This window comes from Roseibium sp. MMSF_3412 (assembly GCF_030733265.1).
GTDB lineage: Bacteria > Pseudomonadota > Alphaproteobacteria > Rhizobiales > Stappiaceae > Roseibium.
On the sequence record NZ_JASHJI010000003.1, the window covers coordinates 488,952 to 508,719 of the forward strand.

The window sequence follows — 19,768 nt, forward strand, 5'->3', positions numbered from 1 at the left end:
AGGTTCTCATATGTCAGACTCTGTTTTCCCCGTTCCGGCGGAGGTGGCCGCACGGGCGCATGTCGACAACGCGAAATACCTGGAGATGTACCAGCGCTCCGTAGAGGACCCCGACGGGTTCTGGGGTGAACACGGCAAACGTGTCGACTGGATCAAGCCCTACACGAAGGTCAAGAATACCTCCTACGACTACCACAACGTTTCGATCAAATGGTTCGAGGACGGCACGCTCAACGTCGCTGCCAACTGCGTCGACCGCCATCTGGAAAAGCGTGGCGACCAGCCGGCCATCATCTGGGAAGGCGATGATCCGAGCGAGCACAAGGTCATCACCTACGACGAACTTTCCAGGGAAGTGAACAAATTCGCCAACGTTCTGCACGGGCAGGGCGTGAAGAAGGGCGACCGGGTCACCATTTATCTTCCGATGATCCCGGAAGCGGCCTACGCGATGCTGGCCTGCGCCCGGATCGGAGCAGTCCATTCCATCGTTTTCGGCGGCTTCTCGCCCGACAGTCTCGCGCAACGCATTGAGGGCTGCAAATCCGAGTGCGTCATCACTGCCGACGAAGGCCTGCGTGGCGGCCGCAAGGTGCCTTTGAAGGCCAATGTCGACAAGGCAGCGGAAAAGGCCCCCGTCAGATCCGTTGTCGTGGTTCAGCGCACCGGCGGCGACATCAGCATGCAGGACGGGCGGGACGTCTGGTATCACGAAGAAGCTGCCCGTGTTTCCGACCAGTGCGATCCGGTGGAGATGAACGCGGAAGATCCGCTGTTCATCCTCTATACATCCGGCTCGACCGGACAGCCGAAGGGTGTGCTGCACACGACGGGCGGCTACCTCGTCTATGCGTCGATGACACACGAGTATGTCTTCGACTATCACGAAGGCGACATCTACTGGTGCACCGCCGATGTCGGTTGGGTCACGGGTCACAGCTATATTGTCTACGGACCACTAGCGAACGGGGCGACCACGCTGATGTTCGAGGGTGTCCCGACCTATCCGGGCCCAGGCCGTTTCTGGGAAGTCTGCGACAAGCACAATGTCAACATCTTCTATACCGCGCCGACCGCGATCCGCGCCCTGATGGGCGCAGGCGATGAACACGTCACGAAGACCTCGCGCAACTCCCTGCGCCTTCTCGGCTCGGTCGGTGAACCCATCAACCCGGAAGCCTGGACCTGGTATTACAACGTTGTCGGCGATGGCCGCTGCCCGATTGTCGACACGTGGTGGCAGACCGAGACCGGGGGCATCCTGATCACACCGCTCCCGGGCGCGACGGACCTGAAACCGGGTTCCGCGACACGGCCGTTCTTTGGCGTCCAGCCCGCTGTCGTCGATGCGGAAGGCAAATTCCTTGAAGGCGCCACGGAAGGCAATCTCGTCATCAAGGACAGCTGGCCGGGCCAGATGCGCACGGTCTACGGGGATCATGATCGTTTCGTCCAGACCTATTTCGCGACCTACAAGGGCCTTTATTTCACCGGTGACGGCTGCCGGCGCGACGAAGACGGTTACTACTGGATCACCGGCCGCGTCGATGACGTGATCAACGTCTCCGGCCACCGCATGGGAACCGCTGAAGTCGAAAGCGCGCTGGTCGCGCATCCGCAGGTGTCAGAGGCCGCCGTCGTGGGCTATCCGCACGATATCAAGGGGCAGGGGATCTATGCCTATGTCACGCTGATGGAAGGCGAGGAACCGACGGACGAACTGAAGAAGGAACTCGTCAAGCACGTGCGCGCGGAGATCGGACCGATTGCTTCGCCGGATCTCATCCAGTTCGCGCCGGGTCTGCCAAAGACACGGTCCGGCAAGATCATGCGCCGCATCCTGCGCAAGATTGCCGAAGACAGTTTCGAAAATCTTGGAGATACATCGACACTTGCCGATCCGGCCGTGGTCGACGATCTGATCGACAATCGCCAGAACCGCGGTTAGGTAATCAGTCCCTTGAAACGGAAAAAGCCCGCCGGACCCGGCGGGCTTTTTTGTGTCTTTGCCGGTTTATTGCGACAGAAAGACCTGCTGGATCTTCTTGGCGATGTTCGAGAAGGCGGCGATCAGATCGTCTGACGATGTCGCGACATAGTATTTGCCCTCGTCCGCGCATTCTTCCATGACCCGTGCCTGGCTCGATGACGTGGCCGTGCCAAAGTAAACGGTGTAGATCGTGATACCGGCGTCTTTCATTGCCGAGCACAGCCGCAGCGCGCGCTGCGAAGGTTGACCGGAATAACCGCTGCCGGCTTTTTCAATCCAGTAGTCGTTCGTTCCGGCGTAACACGGACCGTAATATCTGCGGAAATTGTCACATTCAGAGTAGGTGAGCGTGTGCTTGTCGTAGTAGGTGTTGAACGCGCCATCGGTCATGATCAGCGCGAATTTCAGCACTTCACTGTTCGAATAGGCTGCCGGTTCGGATTCGGTCGGCCAGAGGTCTTTCCAGTTGGGAGACAGCGTGTACCAGCCAACACCGATACCTGTCTGCGCAGCCGTATAGCCTTCGGTCTCCAGGTTATCGATTGCCGTCAGCAGCGTGTCCCGGTTGTCGGTCAGCGGTTCGAGAACCGAGTCCGAACAGTCCTGGCTCCGTCGCGTTCCCGAACCGTCGCCCGCCGGCTCCACGGTGTAGCTGGCGTCGGTGTATTTTTCGTCGCCGTCGCGTTCGGTCACACATCTTGTGCTGATGCCGCCGGTCGCTGCCGAGGCATAGCTATCCATGTTGACGCCGACGCTGTAGGGAACAAGCGAGATCTTGACCTTGCTTTCCTCGCCGTCAGCGGGAATGAGGATGTTGACCACAGATTCCGCTGCGTCCTTCAGGTCGCCAAGCGCCCAGCCCATCGATCCGGTTACGTCGACGACCATTGCCATTTCAACGTCGAAGCGCGAATAGGTCACTTGCGAATTGGTTCCGAAGGTGAAGGTCTCCGGACCGAACGCGGTCTGGCCGTATCCGCCGAAATCGATGAACAGGTTGTCCATCGTCGCGGCGGAACTGACGGTAATCAGGCCGTTGTCGGCGTCCACCGTAAAGGATAGATTCTCGATCGCTTCATCAAGAAAATCGGCGCCGGCGAGGTTCGCGTTGAAGGAATCGGTGATGACTTCCTGGATCTCGTCGTTCGTCATCTCCTGCGTCGACAGGTCAGTCGCGGCGGCAAGGGCCGCCGCGTCAAGCGCATAGGAGAGTTTCTCGCGCGCGTTCACCACCCTGGACACATCGACTGCGGCGCCGGCCATCACGACAATGATGATGATCATGATGCCGAAGAGCGGAATAATCGCGCCCTCCCGATCTTTACGGAACCGCCGGATCAAATTGTAAAAGTACGGAAAATGTTGCTTGCTCATGACTGCCTCACAGCTCTCATGAAACAGTTATTACAGAAAAGTACCTAAATTCTTAAATGAAGCTTCGAAAAGAAGTAAAAGAACTCTTAATCGAAAAGGCAAAATTGCAAACAACAAAGATCTCGCTCAGCTGAAAACCAGCGTGAACGCAAGAACTCTGCGTATCTTACGGTTCCAGTTCGGTATCCCAGTAAAGAAAATCCATCCAGCTTTCGTGGAGGTAGTTTGGCGGAAACCCGCGCCCGTTGTTGTGAAGATCCTGGATCGTCGGCTGAAACGGCATGTGCATCGGCCACATGTTGAGCTGTTTGCACGACTTGTTTGATTTGCGCAGATTGCAGGGGGAACAGGCCGTGATCACGTTTTCCCATGTGGTCAGGCCACCTTTTGATCTGGGAATGAGGTGATCGAATGTGAGCTCTTCTTTGGAGCCGCAATACTGGCACTGAAACTTGTCGCGAAGGAAGACATTGAAGCGGGTAAAGGCGGGATATCGGCTGGGTTTTACAAAGGTCTTGAGGGAGACGACACTCGGCAATCGGAACTCGAAGCTCGGACTTCGGACCGCTGCATCATATTCGGCAACGATGTTCACCCGATCAAGGAAGACCGCCTTGATCGTGTCCTGCCACGACCACAAAGACAAGGGATAGTAACTCAAAGGCCGGTAATCCGCATTGAGTACCAACGCCGGATGGGCTCCCGGCGAAACCGCAATCGTCACCTTCCGCTCCTCACACCTGCTCAGTTCTTCCGGTGTCCGGTCAATCGGACAGCGGAATATGTCCTTTTGTGACGGGAGTATTGTAGTGCCGAGGTGACAGTCTTGTGAAGCCCGTGAAATTCATTTCTGAAGGTCGTTGTTGAAACGTCTTTCGCGGTCCCCGTTTTTCGTTAAAACTATGAATCAGTTAGACAAATCTCGCATAGGCGGGGAAAATTAGTTCGGTTTCGCCGAAAAACAACAAGGGCGCCAGCGGCGCCCTTGGAAAATCATCTGCGAACCTTGCGGCAGATTGCGAATCAATTCGACGTCCAGTCGCGGATATCGACGAAATGGCCTGCAATCGCAGCAGCCGCTGCCATCGCGGGCGAAACAAGGTGCGTCCGTCCCTTGTGTCCCTGGCGTCCCTCGAAATTGCGGTTCGAGGTCGAGGCGCAGCGTTCGCCCGGCTTCAGCTTGTCCGCATTCATGGCAAGGCACATGGAACATCCCGGCTCGCGCCAGTCGAAGCCTGCTTCCTTGAAGATCAGGTCGAGTCCTTCTTCCTCGGCCTGCTCCTTCACCAGACCGGACCCCGGAACCACCATCGCATCCACGTGGGACGCCACCTTGTGATTGCCGATCACGGCGGCGGCAGCCCGCAGGTCTTCGATGCGGCCATTGGTGCAGGATCCGATAAAGGCACGATCGATCTTGATGTCCGTTATCTTCGTTCCCGGCTCAAGACCCATGTAGTCGAGGGCGCGCTTTTTGGATTCGCGCCGGTTTTCGTCGTCGATCTCTTCCGGATCGGGAACGACGCCTTCGACCGAAACCACATCTTCCGGCGACGAGCCCCAGGAAACGATCGGCGGCAGATTGGCGGCATCCAGTTCAACGACCTTGTCGAAATCCGCGTCTGCATCGGAATGCAGCGTGTGCCAATAGGCCATCGCCATGTCCCAGGCCTCACCCTTTGGTGCTTTCGGCCGGCCTTTGACATAGTCGAAAGTGGTCTCGTCCGGGGCAATCAGCCCGGCCCGCGCACCCGCTTCGATCGACATGTTGCAAACGGTCATGCGGCCTTCCATCGACAGCGAGCGAATGGCATCGCCTGCATATTCGATGACATAGCCCGTTCCACCGGCTGTCCCGATCTTGCCGATGATGGCGAGCACGATGTCTTTCGCGGTCACGCCGTCCGGAATCTGGCCATTGACCTTGACCAGCATGTTCTTCGCTTTTTTCTGGATAAGGGTCTGCGTGGCCAGGACGTGTTCAACTTCGGAGGTGCCGATCCCATGCGCAAGAGAACCGAAAGCGCCGTGGGTCGAGGTGTGGCTGTCGCCGCAGACGATTGTCATGCCCGGCAGCGTGAAGCCCTGCTCGGGGCCGACAATGTGAACAACACCCTGGCGCATATCCAGCTCGGAGTAGTACTCGACACCGAATTCGCTGGCATTCTTGGCAAGCGTTTCGACCTGCAGCGCGGATTCCGGATCGTCGATACCATGACGACGATCGCTCGTCGGCACGTTGTGGTCGACGACGGCAAGCGTTTTTTGAGGGCTGCGGACCTTGCGGCCATGCATGCGAAGACCTTCAAAGGCCTGCGGACTCGTCACCTCATGGACAAGGTGCCTGTCAATATAGAGCAACCCGGTTCCGTCCGGCTGCATATCAACAACATGATCATCCCAGATCTTGTCATAAAGCGTGCGCGCCTTCGCCATCGATCTCTCCTCGTTTACTCCCGGTGCGGTTACGCTTGCGTCGGAGCGTCCGCCTTCGGATTTTGTCGGGTTCCATGCCCGGATTGAAGTGTTTCTCAAAAGTCTGGCTAGTGAATGACGCAGGTCCGCGAAAACGTCAAGCGTTGCCGGGTTGAGCTGAATTCAACTGAGATTGACCGGCGTTCCGCCAAACAAAAAAAGGCGGTTCTGATGACCGCCTTTTCGACCTCACATTGCCTTGACGGCTTATTCTGCCGCGTTTTCTGCAGCTGCCTGCTCGGCCTTCTTGGCTTCCGCCTTTGCAGCCTTGACGGCGGCAGCTTCAGCGCGGGCCTCTTCATTGAGGCGCTTGGAGCGGACGTTGGTGTTCTCGGTGATGCGGGCGGACTTACCGCGACGGTCACGCAGGTAGTACAGTTTCGCGCGGCGAACTTTACCGCGGCGGACAACTTCAACACCTTCCAGCATCGGGGAGTAGATCGGGAAGACACGCTCGACGCCTTCGCCGTAGGAAATCTTGCGGACCGTGAAGCTTTCGTTGATACCGCCGCCGGAACGGGCGATGCAAACGCCTTCATAGGCCTGCGTACGGGTACGGTTACCCTCGGTTACCTTTACGTTAACGCGAACCGTGTCGCCTGGCGAAAATTCGGGAAGCTTGCGTTGCGCTTCGATCTTCGCCATTTCTTCGGCATTGAGCTGCTCGATGATATTCATGGCATTTTTCCCTTTTCAATTACAAAGCGGCCAGAGCGTTTCCCTCCGATCGGGAAACGGGTGCGCCAACTTTGGGCCATGTTGCATATCAGCCGGATTGCCTGGGAGACCGGACAAACCCCGGCCTTTTCAGACCCTGACGTCAGATATCAGGAATTTCTTTCACCAGCTTCGCGGGCGTATACAGCAAAAGCCGGGTAATGTCATGCGCTTTTTGCGACCGGCCGGTTCGCTCGCAGAGAGCAGCACCAAGCATTGCAAACCGTCGGGTAAAGATCATTACCACCCTTCTCGGTCCAAAGTGCAATATTGCGGCAGTGAAATACATGATCGTATTTACAAGGAAAAGCGGCGGCACAAGTGCCGCCGCTGATGCTCAGCATTGCCTAAAGTAATTCTTTTGTGTTTCTTCGGTTTTTTACAACTGAAGAGACATTTTTGGTTGCAATGGTCTTAATATAGCACATTCTTAAAAAAATGTCACGCTGGCATTTATCATTTTAATGTTTTAGGTTTGCTCATTACGGTAAAGTAAGGCGCCCTTACCTTTAGGAAACATCAGCTGACGATGGATCACTCCGGTTTACTACATAAACTCTATAGTGCTGCTTTGCTCGACCAGGGACTTACTGGTGTACTTTCCGATCTTGCAACTTGTTACCCGGATCTGCCGATCTCCTACCAGGCGCAATGTGTTTACGAGAACACGCTTTACGACTGCGCGATGTACAATCACGGCGAAGGCGCGGAGTTTGAACTGGGCCGCGCGGTATCAGCCAACCCGTTTCCGCCCATTGCTCTGCAATGTGATCCTTCGGATCTCGTTTACACGGGCGACTTCATATCCGCAGCCGATGTCGAGAAAACGGACTTCTATCACGAGTTCATGAAAGACCACGGCGACATCAACCGTGCGTTCGGCGTCATCCTGCACCGCCACGGAGAGGACTCCGCATTCGTCGCCGCCAATCTGCCCAGAACGATGAAATGGCGCGAAGAAGAACATGTGCGCAGCCTGTTCGGGTTTTTACGGCCACATCTGCAGAACGCCTTTGGTCTGCTGCTGGAACTGGCAAAACGCGATGCGGTCCCGGCCGACCCCGGTTTCTGGCTGAACCAGATCCCGACCGCAGCGGTTCTGGCTCTCCCGGATGGAAAGGTCGTGCACTTCAACAGCCAGGCAGAACAGTTTCTGAAGACCAGCGGACTTGTCTATACCGACCGCACGGTTCGTCTCGCCGCGCGGACACGCAAACTGCAAAACCAGCTGCAATCTGCCTTGAGGAAGGCGTCGGACACGTCACTGCCGGTCGGTCCCGTGGCCATGAGTTCTGCAGGCAACGGCGGGCCGTTCTTCTTTGTCATGCCGGTCCAGCACAAGGATCAGATACATCCCGGCTTTGCACCATTTCTGGCGCCTTCAATGCCGCTCCTGGTCACGATGTTCGATCCTGCCGATGTTCCCAGGCCATCGGCAAAGATATTGTCGGCCGCCTTTGGCCTGACCGAGCGCGAATGCCTTGTGATTCAGCAGCTGATCCTGGGTGCGTCCCTGAAGGAAGCCGCCGACACGCTGCAGATCTCCTACAACACCGCCAGAAATCACCTGGCCAACGCGACATCCAAGACCGGCGCACATTCGCAGGCAGACATCGTCCGCCGCGGAACCCAGATTCTCGCTAAACTCGGCAGCGAACCTATATAGGGCACACCCTCAGAAATCAGCCCGCAGGGACACAGAAACGGCTTCGATCTGCGGTGTCACAGCGCTCTTCCTGGCATCTCATCACCGTTTGCAGCGCCATTGCGGCCTGATTTATGAGGGTATGACCTAGTCGACATCGTCTTCATCCGCCATGTAGGCGTCCCAAAGATCCGGCCGGCGCTCGCGTGTCAGGCGCTCCGCTTCCGCCATGCGCCATTCGTGGATCTTCCGGTGATTTCCCGATGTCAGCACTTCTGGGATCGCCATGCCTTCAAACTCCGCCGGACGTGTAAAGTGCGGGTGCTCGAGCAGGCCCGTTTCGAAACTCTCCGTTTCCGCACTTTCCATGTTTCCCATGACGCCGGGAATGAGACGAATGATGGCATCCAGCATCGTGATCGCCGCGATTTCGCCTCCGGAGAGGATGTAATCGCCAACGGAGATTTCCTCCAGCTGCCGGCTGTCGATAACCCGCTGGTCAACACCTTCGAACCTGCCGCAGACGATGATTGCTCCCGGCCCGGAAGCAAGCTCATGCGCGCGCTCCTGCGTGAACGGCGTCCCGCGCGGGCTCATCAGCAGCGTGGGACGTGGATCATGCTCGGTTGCGGCCGCATCAATCGCCTTTGCCAGAATATCGGCGCGAAGCACCATTCCGGCACCGCCCCCGGCCGGCGTATCGTCAACGCTGCGATGCTTGTCCGTCGCAAAGTCCCGGATCTGGCTGGTTTCGAGCTGCCAGAGCCCCTTGGCAAGCGCGCGCCCCGACAGGCTTTGGCCAAGCGGGCCTGGAAACATGTCCGGATACAGCGTCAGGATCGTGGTCTTAAAGGGCATCAACACAACATTAACCTAGAAGATCGAAAGATGCGCCCGCCCATCGGACAAAAACGGCATGGAAAGAACTGATTAAGGCCGAGCGCGCATGCTGGCAAGAGCGTTTCAGTCAGGTCTATTGCCGTGTTCCAGTTTCCCGTTCTGCGTTTGAGAATTCCCGCCTTCATCCAAAACAAGGTCGATCAGCATTATCTCGACATTTCGATCAGCCGAGTTGTCCCGCTTGTTGCACTCGTGACGTTCGGCGTTCTGGTTGGGCTGGTGTTCGAGACCGGCGTGGGACATCCCTATGACAAGGTCATCCATATCGGTTTCTTCGCCCTGCTGACATTGTCCATACACGCGCTTTTCTGCTGCCGTCTCAGGATCTCTGCCGTGGTTGCATTCGGGATGGGGATTGCCGGGGAACTTGTGCAAGGCTTCCTGCCGCATCACGCCATGTCGCTGCCAGATCTCGTGGCCAACGGAATTGGGGTAGCGCTGGTTGTCGCGCTCATTGCTCTGCTGCGCTCCGAGGTTTCGCAGGCGATCAAGGATCCGGAGGAAGATCTCAATCTGGGCAGCATGGGGTTGCAGCCGATGCCGATCCGCTACTTGTCCGGCGAAGCCGCTTCTGAGGAGTCAGAACTGTCTTCGGAAAAATAGTCTTCCGGCAGGTGAGCCGTCACCCGGCCCGACGATACGGAAACGTCCGGAACAAATTCCTTCGTGAACGGAATGTAGAAGGTACGCCCGCGCCTGGGGCGGATTTCCAACAGATCGCCGGCCCCGAAGTCCTGCACGGCGATGATTTTGCCAAGAGCGTTGCCGTCCTGGTCAACAACGGACAGACCGTTGAGGTCGGAGTAATAATACTCGTCCTCGTCAGGGTCCGGCAGCTGATCCCGATCGATGAAAAGCTCAACTCCGTTCAGTTCTTCGGCCTGGTTCCGGTCATTCACGCTCCGGAACTTGGTGATGACGACCGTCTTCTGAACCCTGGCCTTTTCAACCTCGAACGACCTGGCGCCGTCCTTGCTGGTCAGGACGCCGTAGTCGGTAAAAGAAAGCGGGTCATCGCCGAAAGGCTTGACCCGCACTTCACCGCGTATGCCGTGCGCGGCGCCGATTTTTGCCATCAGGACTTTCTGACCGCTGTCTGAAGTCATGTCAGCAAGCCCCTTTCAGAGGATTCAGCGCCACCCGGATGTCGGATTATTCTGCAGCTGCTTCTTCCGCAGCGCCTTCGCTGGCAGCTTCAGAAGCTTCGGCAGCCGCAGCAGCGGCCTCTTCTTCGGCCTGGCGCTTGGCTTCAAGGCGTTCCTTGGCTTTCGCGCCGAGCTCTGCCTTTTTCGGGTTGTTGCGCGGCTCACGCTTCAGGAGGCCGGCTGCATCGAGGAAACGATGAACGCGATCGGTCGGCTTTGCACCGTTGCCGAGCCAGTACTGGATGCGTTCCACGTCAAGCTTGACGCGGTCCTCGGAATCTTTCGGCAGCATCGGGTCGTAGCTGCCGACCTTTTCGATGAAGCGGCCATCGCGCGGTGAGCGGATGTCGGCAACAACGATGCGGTAATACGGGCGTTTTTTGGAACCGCCTCGTGCAAGGCGAATTTTCGTAGCCATTTTAGGTCTCCAGTTTCTTCAGTTGCCGGCTTCTGCGGCAATGGCTTCGTGGTGCCGGATCACTTCGCGAACGATGAAGTTCAGGAATTTTTCGGCAAAGTCAGGATCGAGATTCGCTTCCGCGGCAAGCCGCCGGAGCCGTTCGATCTGAATCTTTTCCCGCGCCGGATCAGCCGGCGGCAGGTCGTTGTTGGCTTTCAGCACGCCCACTTTTTGGGTGCACTTGAACCGTTCGGCGAGCATGTTGATCAATGCTGCGTCGATATTGTCGATGGAGGATCTGAGAGCTTTCAGCTCGTCGACCGCCTCGCTCTGGCCCAGCTGGGTCACGGCATTGCTCATCGCTTCTTGCCTTTCCCCATGCTCGGCAGGCCGGGAAGCTTCGGACCGCCCAGACCCGGAAGGCCGGGCATTCCGGGCGGCAGCCCCGGAGCGCCGAGTCCGCCAGGCATTCCGCCAGGCAAACCTTTCGGCAGTTCCATTCCGCCGGGAAGCTGGCCGGACTTGGCCATTTCCTCAAGCTGTTTCGGGTCGACATCCGGCATACCGCCGCCGAGACCGCCCATCAGCTTGCCGAGCATGCCCTTGCCCTTGCCCATCTTTTTCATCATGTCCGCCATCTGGCGATGCATCTTGAGCAGCTTGTTGACCTCGGCCACCTGAACACCGGAACCGGCGGCAATCCGCTTCTTTCGGCTCGCTTTCAGGAGATCCGGCTTCTGCCGTTCAGACGGGGTCATCGACTGGATGATGGCGATCTGGCGCTTGAACATCTTGTCATCGACATTCGCTGCTTCGATCTGTTTCTTCATTTTGCCGACGCCCGGCAACATGCCCATCATGCCGGACATTCCGCCCAGCTTTTCCATCTGCTTCAGTTGTTCGGCGAGATCTTCCAGGTCGAAATGACCCTTCTGCATCTTCTTCGCCATCTTCGCGGCCTGTTCCGCATCAATGGCTTCGGCTGCTTTCTCGACAAGCGAAACGATGTCGCCCATGCCGAGGATCCGGTCGGCGATCCGCTTTGGGTGGAAGTCTTCCAGCGCATCTGATTTTTCGCCGGTACCGATGAGCTTGACCGGCTTGCCGGTCACGGCCTGCATGGACAGCGCTGCACCGCCGCGGCCATCACCGTCCATTCTGGTCAGAACGATACCGCTGATACCGACGCGCTCGTCAAAGCTCTGCGCCAGATTGACGGCATCCTGACCGGTCAGGCTGTCGGCGACGAGCAGGATCTCGTGAGGCTGCGCGGCCGCCTTGACCTCCGCCATCTCGATCATGAGCGGTTCGTCGATATGAATGCGTCCGGCGGTATCCAGCAGGACGAGATCGTAGCCACCCAGCTTGGCTGCCGACATGGCGCGATTGGCGATTTCGACCGGACCCTGGCCCTCGATGATCGGCAACGAATCGATATCGTTCTGCTCACCCAGGATCTTGAGCTGTTCCTGCGCCGCCGGACGGCGCGTATCGAGCGAGGCCATCAGCACCTTGCGCTTGTCGCGCTGGGTGAAGCGGCGGGCAATCTTGGCGGTGGTCGTTGTCTTACCCGAGCCCTGCAGACCGACCATCATGATCGCCACCGGTGCAGGTGCATTCAGGTCGATCGGCTGCGCTTCGGCACCGAGCATTTCAACGAGCTGGTCATGAACGATCTTGACGACCATCTGGCCCGGCGTGACCGACTTGACCACTTCGGCACCGACCGCCCGGTTCCGGACCTTGTCGGTAAAAGAGCGCACGATCGGCAGAGCGACGTCGGCTTCGATCAACGCGCGGCGAATTTCGCGCATTGCTTCGTTCACGTCGTTTTCCGACAGCGCACCACGACCGGTGAGCTTGTCGAAAATGCCGCTTAGTCGATCGGACAGGCTTTCAAACATCAAAGGGTCCTTAGGTCATCGGTTTCGGGATGTCTCCCGAACCATATGGTCAGCCGGAACTCAGATCCAACCGCCTTGCCGTTCGCAAAGCAGTTTAGCACCCGAGGGCGCATCGCGCTGTCGGGTGGTAACCTCCGGGATCTCTTTACACCTTTGCGGGTCCCGGTCGGCGGTTCTGTTTTTCAGCCACTCATATGGAGTTGGCGGGTCTATGCCTTACCCGCTGGCAAGAGTCAAGTTTCGCGCCGCGCACAGGCCGGGGCGGAGCACATCAATCCCGTTTCGACGTCTCGTAGCGCGACGACGTTTCATAATAGTCGTTGAACCCGATCCGGTCCCTGAGTTCGGTAAAGTTCATCACAAGCGGTGCGCGGTCACCATCCGTTTTCAGCTTCAACAGGGTTTCCGTCATCGCTTTCATGGCGCTCGCCATCAGCGTGAGCGGGTAGGCCGCAATCGCGAACCCGATATCTTCCAGCTCCTTGTGCAACAACTCCGGTGTTTCTCCGCCTTCGACGATATTCGCCATTTTCGGTCCGGGCAGCTCCCGGCAGACCGTCTCCATTTCGGCAACGGTCCTGGGTGCTTCGACAAAAAGAATGTCAGCGCCCAGTTCCTTGAAACGGGCGGCCCGTTCGATGGCCTCGCTCAGGCCGTGCTCATGGCGCGCATCCGTGCGCGCCAGGATCAGAATATCCGCGCCCTCTTCCCTGGCATCGTTGGCCGCCCGGATCCGGTCAAAGGCTTCATCCCGCGACACCACGGCTTTCCCGGGTGTGTGGCCGCATCTCTTCGGAGACAGCTGGTCTTCGATCATGATCGCTGCCGCTCCCGCCTTGGCAAAACCGGAAACCGTACGGCGCACATTCATGGCATTGCCGTACCCGGTGTCACCATCGGCGATGACCGGAAAATCGACGACATTGGTGATGTTGCTCACGTGGTCGAGAACCTCGCCATAGGACATCAGCCCCAGATCCGGCTGTCCGATCCGGGATGCCGATGCCGCAAACCCCGACATGAAGGTCAGACCGAAATCTGCCTGCTCGATCAGCTTGGCAGAAAGCGCGTCAAAGCAGCACGGCATGACATGCAGTTTGTCAGCTTCGAGCAGGTGTCTGAGTTTGTCAGCCTGGGACGGCATTCTTACCTCGTGAAAGCGGTTCAGAGTTTGAACGGAATATAAAGCGCAAGATCGGTCCACATATAGAGGATCACGACCGAAAGCAGCATCAGCGCCAGAAATGGCAGCACCCCGCGCGACACATCGGCGAGACTCGATTTCGCCACCGACTGGATCACATAGAGATTGAGCCCGACCGGTGGCGTGATCAGGGCGCATTCGACCATCACCACCATATAGACGCCGAACCAGATCGGATCGAATCCGAGCGCCATGGCTGCCGGCAGAAGAACCGGCGTCATGATCAGCACCATGGAAAGCGCTTCAAACACGAGCCCCATGATCAGAAGCACCACTGAAACCACAAGGATGAATGCCAGCGGCGTATCGATGTTCTGGCCGATAAACATCGAAATTTCCTGCGGGATCCGGTAGAGCGTGATCGCCTTTCCGAACACCTTGGCACCGGCGACGATCAGGAGGATCGCAACGGTCGTGACCATGGAATCGTAAGCCGCTTCCTTGAAACCCTGCCATGTCAGCGTCCTCAGAACGAGACCGGTGATGACAAGCGCGACCGCAAACCCGATGGCTGCCGCCTCTGTCGGCGTGGCAATGCCGGTATAGATGACGCCGATGACAAAGGCGGCCAGCACCACGGAAGGAAGCGCGCGCAGGGAACTCCAGAACCGCTCTTCCATGCTGGCGGCCGCTTCGGCGGTGTGGCCGCCGAACCATCTTGCATGAATCATCGCGAATGCGATGAAGAAGACCACCAGAAGGATGCCGGGACCGATCCCGGCAAGGAACAGTGAAATGACGGACTGCTCGGTCACGAAGCCGTAGACGATCATCGGGATCGATGGCGGGATCAGGATCCCGAGCGTGCCACCTGCCGCGAGCAGGCCATAGACGAACCGCCGCTCATAGCCCCGGCTGATCATTTCCGGGATCGCCACGGTTCCGATCGTGGCGGCCGTCGCCACCGAGGACCCGGAAATTGCGGCAAAGATCCCGCAGGAGATGATCGTCGCAACAGCAAGACCGCCCGGCCAGTGCCCCACCCAGGCATGGACGGCGGCAAAAAGGTCTTTGCCGACGCCTCCCTTCAGGAGGATGTTCGACATCAGCAGGAAGAGGGGAACGGCAAGAAGGATGAAACCGTCCAGGGTCGAGAGTATTGCCTGCGGCGCCATCAACGGCGAGAACCCGCCGAAAAGCAGCAGCGCAAGACCGAGGCCCCCCAGCGTGAAGGCAACCGGCACGCGAATGAGCAAGAGCGCGAAAAGCGCAACCAGGATCAGAACTGTCGTCATGAGACTGGCCCGCCACTTGGTGCCGGGCGCGCAACCGCCGCGCCAAGTTCAATCAGGGCCTGGACAAACAGGAGGGCAAAACCGACCGGAATGGCGAGTTCCGAAACCCAGGTCGGCAAGTCGAGCATCGAGCCGGTTGTGCGGCCGCGCTCAAAGGAATCGTAGAAAATGTCGCCGCCCTTCCAGGCAACAACCGCGCTGAAGAGTGCGATCGCGGTCATGGCCAAAACGCGGCAGACCCGTTGCGCCTGTTTTCCGAGCCGCTCGGTCACCGCATCCACCGCTATGTGCTGATTGGTTTTCAGGAGCCAGGGCATCCCGATCATGCTGCCCCAGATCAGACTGAGTTGGGACAGCTCCGCCGCCCAGATCGTGGGTGCGACGAACAGGTAACGGGCCGTGACCTCATAGGTAAGCATGCAGCCTGCAAGAATGAACAGAAACGCTGCAATCCCTGCAAGAACCTGCAGGACAGCGTGGAATGCTCTCATCAGCTCAAATGCAATCTTTGTTGGGGGGAGCGGTTAAACGGAGGCTAACGCAAAGGCAGATCCCGTCCCGGTCGCACGTGTTGAAAGGCCGGATGTCTCAGGCACGCCGTCTTGTTACGAGGCGGCGCGCCCGGAATTCGTCGGGTTTAAAGACCCTTTGCCGCATCCATCACGGTTTTACCCAGATCCCCGGCTTTTTCGGAGTAGGTGTCGTAGACCGGTTGGCTGACCGCTTTCCAGGCCGCGATTTCTTCCGCGGTCGGCTTGTAGACGGTCATGCCGTTTTCCTCCGCTGCCGCATAAGCGGCGGCCTCGATCTCGGCCATCCGGTTGCGCACATCATTCTCCGCCTTGACCGCCGCTGCCTGTATGACGGCCTTCTGCTGTTCCGGCAGTCCGTTCCAGAAATCGGTGTTCACCACGACAATGAACTCGATGTCGGCGTGGTTGGTCACGGAGATCGTGTCCATGACCTCCCAGAGCTTTCTCGATTTGACGCCGGAAACGCCGGTCATGCCGATATCGACCGTGCCGCGCTGGTAGGCAAGATACTGCTCCGAACCGGAAATCAGCGTCGGCGCGCCGCCGGCCGACGTCACGAAGTCGCCGAGTGTCTTGCCGAACACGCGGACCTTTTTGCCCTTCATGTCTTCAGGTGTTTTCAGCGGTCCACCCTGCGAGAGCATGATCGCACCGCCATAGGCCTGCCACCAAAGCACGGTCGACCCGGTGTCCTTGATGGCCTCGTCGAGCGGTCCGCGCACGGGCGATCCGGGCGCGACCGCGGCGCGCACCTTGTCTTCGGTGTCGAACAGGAACGGCTGATAGAAGATGTCGACCGCCGGGATATCGCCGACATAGCGCGTCAGCGAGGCAACACCCATTTCAATTGCACCGGAACCCACCGCTGCGGGAACTTCCTTGTCTTTGTAGAGCTGGGCCGAATCATAGATTTCAACGGCGATGTCGCCGTTTGAGTTCTTTTCAACTTCTTCCTTGAACAGCAGCAGGTTCTGGCCGAGATGGCTCTTGAGCGGCAGCTGCAATGAAATTCGCAGCGTCGTGTCTGCCGCGAAGGCAGCACCGGTAGAAAGGCCAAGCGCAACGGCTGCGCCAAGGGCCCAGGCAAGTGATTTCATGATGTCCTCCCACTTATATGGGCGCAGTCTTGCAAACGACCCGGTTGAGGTCAACAGGATTGCTACCCTCAAAGGGATGACAAAAACTCATCAATCGATTGAGCCCGGCGCAGCTGCCAAAAGCCAAAAAACTTGCTGATCTTGGGGAGGCGGTTCACCGGCCAAACGGAACACCGGCATTGATCCCTACGTCGCACAAACGAAAACCACTGCCGGTGTGACCGTACCGGCAGTGGTCTTTATCAGGCAACCCCGCTGCAAGCGCAGCTTACGGGGGGAGGATCGCCCGAAGCCGGATTACGGCTGAACCGCTGCGAATTCAGCCGGATCGAGCAGGTTGTCCTGATTCGCATCCGCAGCCTTGAAAACGTCTTCCGACATATCCGGAACGACTGCCGTGACTTCATCGAAGCTCACGAAACCGTCCTGGTTGCTGTCGATCGTCTCAAATGACACGCCCTGTGCAAGCGCTGCTGTAGACGCCGTGAAAGCACCGATGAGAAGAGCAGCGGTAAGACGTTTGGACATGTTTAAACCTCCAAGTGTTGGTTCTCGCCGGATTGCCTGTCCCATATCTTGGGAAACAAGTGCACCCGGCTTGTGTTCCGTCCATCCGCCAGGCCCCTGCGACCTGCCGAACCGGAACGGCACAAACACTGATCCGCGATCGCGACCGGCAAAGGGCTGCTCTTGGGAACCTTCGCGGCATTGTTGTGGCTATGAAACGTATTCAGCCATAGGTCGGTCATATTCGCGACAACTTTGAAAGTTTTCGGCAAGAAATGGACTATGCATTCGATTATTGTGATTCATAATATATTGAATTTAGATGCAATTTATATTTACTACTACGATGTAGAACGATAATTTTGATCTAAAATATTTGGGAATGAAATCCATATATCTGCTGCAACTTCGCAAACGACCAGACGGGAGGTTTGGTCGGAACGAACTGATTTCAAGAAATCCGTTTAGTTGCCGCTAGGGCAGCCGGTGTGGCATCCTGATCGGGTCCGAAAGCCGGAGGGCCTAAAGATCATATCGAGGATTGCAGCTGCTGTTTTGGCCGCCATCACAACGGTGGCAACATCTGGCCTCGTGCTTGCGCAGGCAAACGCGGGTCTGCGCTGTATCACAAAACCCAATGCCGAATGCGTTATAAATCTTGCCGAACGATCTTTCTCTCATGTGGATGAAAACCGGTGGCATCTTGTGCTGCCGAATCTCAGCGAAGCGATGCTCTACAGCGGTCGAACCGAACGCGGACTGGAGCTTGCCGAAAAGATCAAGAGTCCTGTTGTGCAGACTGGCGTCTACATGACACACGCCTATATTCTTTTCTATGCGGGCAAACAGTCGGAGGCACGCGCGGCCCTGGACGCACATGCATCCCGCACAGCACAGCGCGTAAGGGTACCCGTGCAGTGGGCACTGAACGCCTATCAGCGCGGCGACCCGGTTCGCGGCGATGCAGCCATGGACCTGGCTCGGGAAATACTGAAGGACCATGAGACAGCCACCGGCGAAGCCGTCCGGGTCGTAAGTCTGCCGAGTGCAATTGCAGCCTCGGGTGAGATCGGCACCGCAATTGAAATGGTCCGTGAGATACCCGAGCTTCGCGATCGCGCAAGAGCCGCCTTTCTGTTGACGGAAATTCTGGCAAATGACCCGGATGCCGACCGCGCGAAAGCCTTTATGCGCCAGGCGTCCGCCTGGCGCGCTAGTCTGGATCCGATGGAGGCGCAGGCGGCCCTGATCGAAGAAGCCTGGGGCTGGCTGATGCTGGGTGAGATCGACCAGGCAATCAGGATTGCAGAAGAAGTCCCTGCCGGCGAACGCCGCAACAGCACGCTCGCTTTTTTGCTGTTGAATGCGGGAGAAAGCGGCCGTACGAAAGATGCTTTGATGCTGGCCGATCATATCGACGGTGCCAGTGAAAAGGCCTGGGCGCTGGCGCAGTGTGCGCAGGCGGGCTTCACCTTTCAACATCACGACACGGCGGATGCCTGCCTGGAAGCCACCCGGGAGCTTATCCCCGAGGTCATGAACATGGCCGAACGTGGCGGGTTGGATGACGGCCAGGCCCGGAATATCGACCTTGCTCTCGAAGCCGCGGCAAATGTGGAATCGCTGGCCGGCAACGACGCGGCGGTTGTAGACATCATGAGTGCGGCAGGCATTGCCACCGTTGGCATGGATGACAAGATCATCAGCGCGCACATAAGTGCAGGCGACCATTCCCTGGCAATGCTGCTTGCCTTCCAGGACGCCGATGCCCTGAAACAGGCCCGGGCGCTGTCGTCTCTTGCGCGGGCACTCGCCAGAAAAGAGTTCACCGGCGAATGAACCTGCGCGTCAGCCGCGCGCACCAAAAATCGCCGACCCGACCCGAACATATGTCGCGCCAAATCCGACAGCGACCCTGTAGTCGGAAGACATGCCCATGGAGAGTTGTTCAAGACCTGAACGCTCGGCCAGCTTTTCCAGAAGCGCAAAATGTTCGCCCGGCGCTTCGTCAATCGGCGGGATACACATCAGCCCGACAATGTTCAATCCGGCACGATCCCGGCATTCGGCCAGAAAACTTGCGACATCCTTCGGCGCAATGCCCGCCTTCTGCGGCTCCTCGCCGGTGTTCACCTGGATGAAACAGGGAAGGTTCCGCCCTTGCTTTTCCATCTCCGTCTTCAGCGCCCTGGCAATTTTCGGGCGGTCGACCGTATGAATGACGTCAAAGGTCGCCACAGCCTCGCGGGCCTTGTTGGATTGCAGCGGCCCGATCAGGTGCAGCTCGATATCTGCATATCTTTCACGCAATCCGGGCCACTTGCCCATGGCTTCCTGAACACGGTTCTCACCGAAGACCCGCTGCCCGGCGTCGAGAACAGGCACGATATCCTCGGCCGCAAACGTCTTGGAGACGGCAATCAGTTCAACTGCATTGTCCGGTCTGCCGAATTCCGCCTCGGCGCTGCGAATGTCGGACTGAACTCCTGAAAGGCGATCTGTGGCAGATGACATCATATTTCCCTGTGAAACCGGTTTGGCGGGTCTCTTTCCTTTACGCCCTGAACAGCGTTCTTCTCAAGTGCTGGTTTGCAGCATTCTTGCCCGGATGCGGCCAGCGATCGCTTTACGAATGCGGCATT

General features: G+C 58.0%; 19 protein-coding genes. 4 read left to right on the forward strand and 15 right to left on the reverse strand.

The features are described from left to right. The first annotated feature begins 10 nt into the window (after positions 1-10). On the forward strand, positions 11-1,948 hold the full coding sequence (acs, locus tag RBB49_RS08595) for an acetate--CoA ligase (protein WP_306142314.1): 1,938 nt from the start codon (positions 11-13) through the stop codon (positions 1,946-1,948). A 66-nt stretch (positions 1,949-2,014) separates the two neighbouring features. Here acs and RBB49_RS08600 read toward each other — a convergent pair whose 3' ends face one another. The 4 genes from RBB49_RS08600 to rplS all read right to left on the reverse strand — a co-directional run bounded on the left by RBB49_RS08600 (position 2,015) and on the right by rplS (position 6,517). Next, the gene (locus RBB49_RS08600) at positions 2,015-3,364 is read right to left on the reverse strand and encodes a pilus assembly protein TadG-related protein (RefSeq protein ID WP_306142315.1); all 1,350 of its coding nucleotides are present in this window, start codon (positions 3,362-3,364) and stop codon (positions 2,015-2,017) included. Between the two features lie 166 nt (positions 3,365-3,530). Then, a complete protein-coding gene (locus tag RBB49_RS08605) occupies positions 3,531-4,088 on the reverse strand; it encodes an HNH endonuclease (RefSeq protein WP_306142316.1) in 558 nt (185 codons plus the stop codon). Between the two features lie 299 nt (positions 4,089-4,387). Next, positions 4,388-5,800, reverse strand: coding sequence for a 3-isopropylmalate dehydratase large subunit (gene leuC / locus RBB49_RS08610; RefSeq protein WP_306142317.1), 1,413 nt, complete (start codon positions 5,798-5,800; stop codon positions 4,388-4,390). Positions 5,801-6,046: 246 nt separating this feature from the next. Further along, a complete protein-coding gene (gene rplS, locus RBB49_RS08615) occupies positions 6,047-6,517 on the reverse strand; it encodes a 50S ribosomal protein L19 (RefSeq protein WP_306142318.1) in 471 nt (156 codons plus the stop codon). Positions 6,518-7,085: 568 nt separating this feature from the next. On the opposite strand from rplS, the gene RBB49_RS08620 reads away from it, so the two are divergent. Further along, on the forward strand, positions 7,086-8,222 hold the full coding sequence (locus RBB49_RS08620; protein WP_306142319.1) for a helix-turn-helix transcriptional regulator: 1,137 nt from the start codon (positions 7,086-7,088) through the stop codon (positions 8,220-8,222). Positions 8,223-8,348: 126 nt separating this feature from the next. On the opposite strand, the gene trmD is transcribed toward RBB49_RS08620, so the two are convergent. Next, positions 8,349-9,059: a tRNA (guanosine(37)-N1)-methyltransferase TrmD gene (gene trmD, locus RBB49_RS08625; RefSeq protein WP_306142320.1), complete on the reverse strand. Its 711-nt coding sequence runs from the start codon at positions 9,057-9,059 to the stop codon at positions 8,349-8,351. Between the two features lie 123 nt (positions 9,060-9,182). On the opposite strand from trmD, the gene RBB49_RS08630 reads away from it, so the two are divergent. After that, entirely contained in the window at positions 9,183-9,704 is a 522-nt protein-coding gene (locus RBB49_RS08630; RefSeq protein ID WP_306142321.1) for an antibiotic resistance protein VanZ, read from the forward strand. On the opposite strand, the gene rimM is transcribed toward RBB49_RS08630, so the two are convergent. The 9 genes from rimM to RBB49_RS08675 form a co-directional block, all read right to left on the reverse strand. Further along, positions 9,650-10,207 carry a ribosome maturation factor RimM gene (gene rimM / locus RBB49_RS08635; RefSeq protein ID WP_306142323.1) on the reverse strand — a complete coding sequence of 186 codons (558 nt, stop codon included), beginning with the start codon at positions 10,205-10,207 and terminating at the stop codon, positions 9,650-9,652. The genes RBB49_RS08630 and rimM overlap by 55 nt on opposite strands. Before the next feature lie 46 nt (positions 10,208-10,253). Continuing rightward, complete coding sequence (gene rpsP / locus RBB49_RS08640) at positions 10,254-10,664, reverse strand: 30S ribosomal protein S16 (RefSeq protein ID WP_306142324.1); 411 nt, start codon at positions 10,662-10,664, stop codon at positions 10,254-10,256. Positions 10,665-10,682: 18 nt separating this feature from the next. Beyond that, complete coding sequence (locus RBB49_RS08645; RefSeq protein ID WP_306142325.1) at positions 10,683-11,006, reverse strand: chorismate mutase; 324 nt, start codon at positions 11,004-11,006, stop codon at positions 10,683-10,685. Beyond that, positions 11,003-12,550 carry a signal recognition particle protein gene (gene ffh / locus RBB49_RS08650; protein ID WP_306142326.1) on the reverse strand — a complete coding sequence of 516 codons (1,548 nt, stop codon included), beginning with the start codon at positions 12,548-12,550 and terminating at the stop codon, positions 11,003-11,005. The genes RBB49_RS08645 and ffh overlap by 4 nt, the downstream gene beginning before the upstream one ends. Positions 12,551-12,821: 271 nt before the next feature. Further along, on the reverse strand, positions 12,822-13,694 hold the full coding sequence (locus RBB49_RS08655) for an oxaloacetate decarboxylase (RefSeq protein WP_306142327.1): 873 nt from the start codon (positions 13,692-13,694) through the stop codon (positions 12,822-12,824). A gap of 20 nt (positions 13,695-13,714) precedes the next feature. Continuing rightward, positions 13,715-14,989 (reverse strand): TRAP transporter large permease, encoded by a 1,275-nt coding sequence (locus tag RBB49_RS08660; RefSeq protein ID WP_306142328.1) that lies wholly within the window; start codon positions 14,987-14,989, stop codon positions 13,715-13,717. Then, a complete protein-coding gene (locus RBB49_RS08665; protein ID WP_306142330.1) occupies positions 14,986-15,480 on the reverse strand; it encodes a TRAP transporter small permease in 495 nt (164 codons plus the stop codon). The genes RBB49_RS08660 and RBB49_RS08665 overlap by 4 nt, the downstream gene beginning before the upstream one ends. Positions 15,481-15,626: 146 nt before the next feature. After that, the gene (gene dctP / locus RBB49_RS08670) at positions 15,627-16,619 is read right to left on the reverse strand and encodes a TRAP transporter substrate-binding protein DctP (protein ID WP_306142331.1); all 993 of its coding nucleotides are present in this window, start codon (positions 16,617-16,619) and stop codon (positions 15,627-15,629) included. A 297-nt stretch (positions 16,620-16,916) separates the two neighbouring features. Further along, positions 16,917-17,147, reverse strand: a complete 231-nt coding sequence (locus RBB49_RS08675) for a hypothetical protein (RefSeq protein ID WP_306142332.1) — start codon at positions 17,145-17,147, stop codon at positions 16,917-16,919. 684 nt (positions 17,148-17,831) lie between these two features. Between RBB49_RS08675 and RBB49_RS08680 the strand changes: the two genes are divergently transcribed. Further along, complete coding sequence (locus RBB49_RS08680; protein WP_306142333.1) at positions 17,832-18,965, forward strand: hypothetical protein; 1,134 nt, start codon at positions 17,832-17,834, stop codon at positions 18,963-18,965. Positions 18,966-18,974: 9 nt separating this feature from the next. On the opposite strand, the gene RBB49_RS08685 is transcribed toward RBB49_RS08680, so the two are convergent. Further along, on the reverse strand, positions 18,975-19,640 hold the full coding sequence (locus tag RBB49_RS08685) for a YggS family pyridoxal phosphate-dependent enzyme (protein ID WP_306142334.1): 666 nt from the start codon (positions 19,638-19,640) through the stop codon (positions 18,975-18,977). Positions 19,641-19,768: the final 128 nt, after the last annotated feature.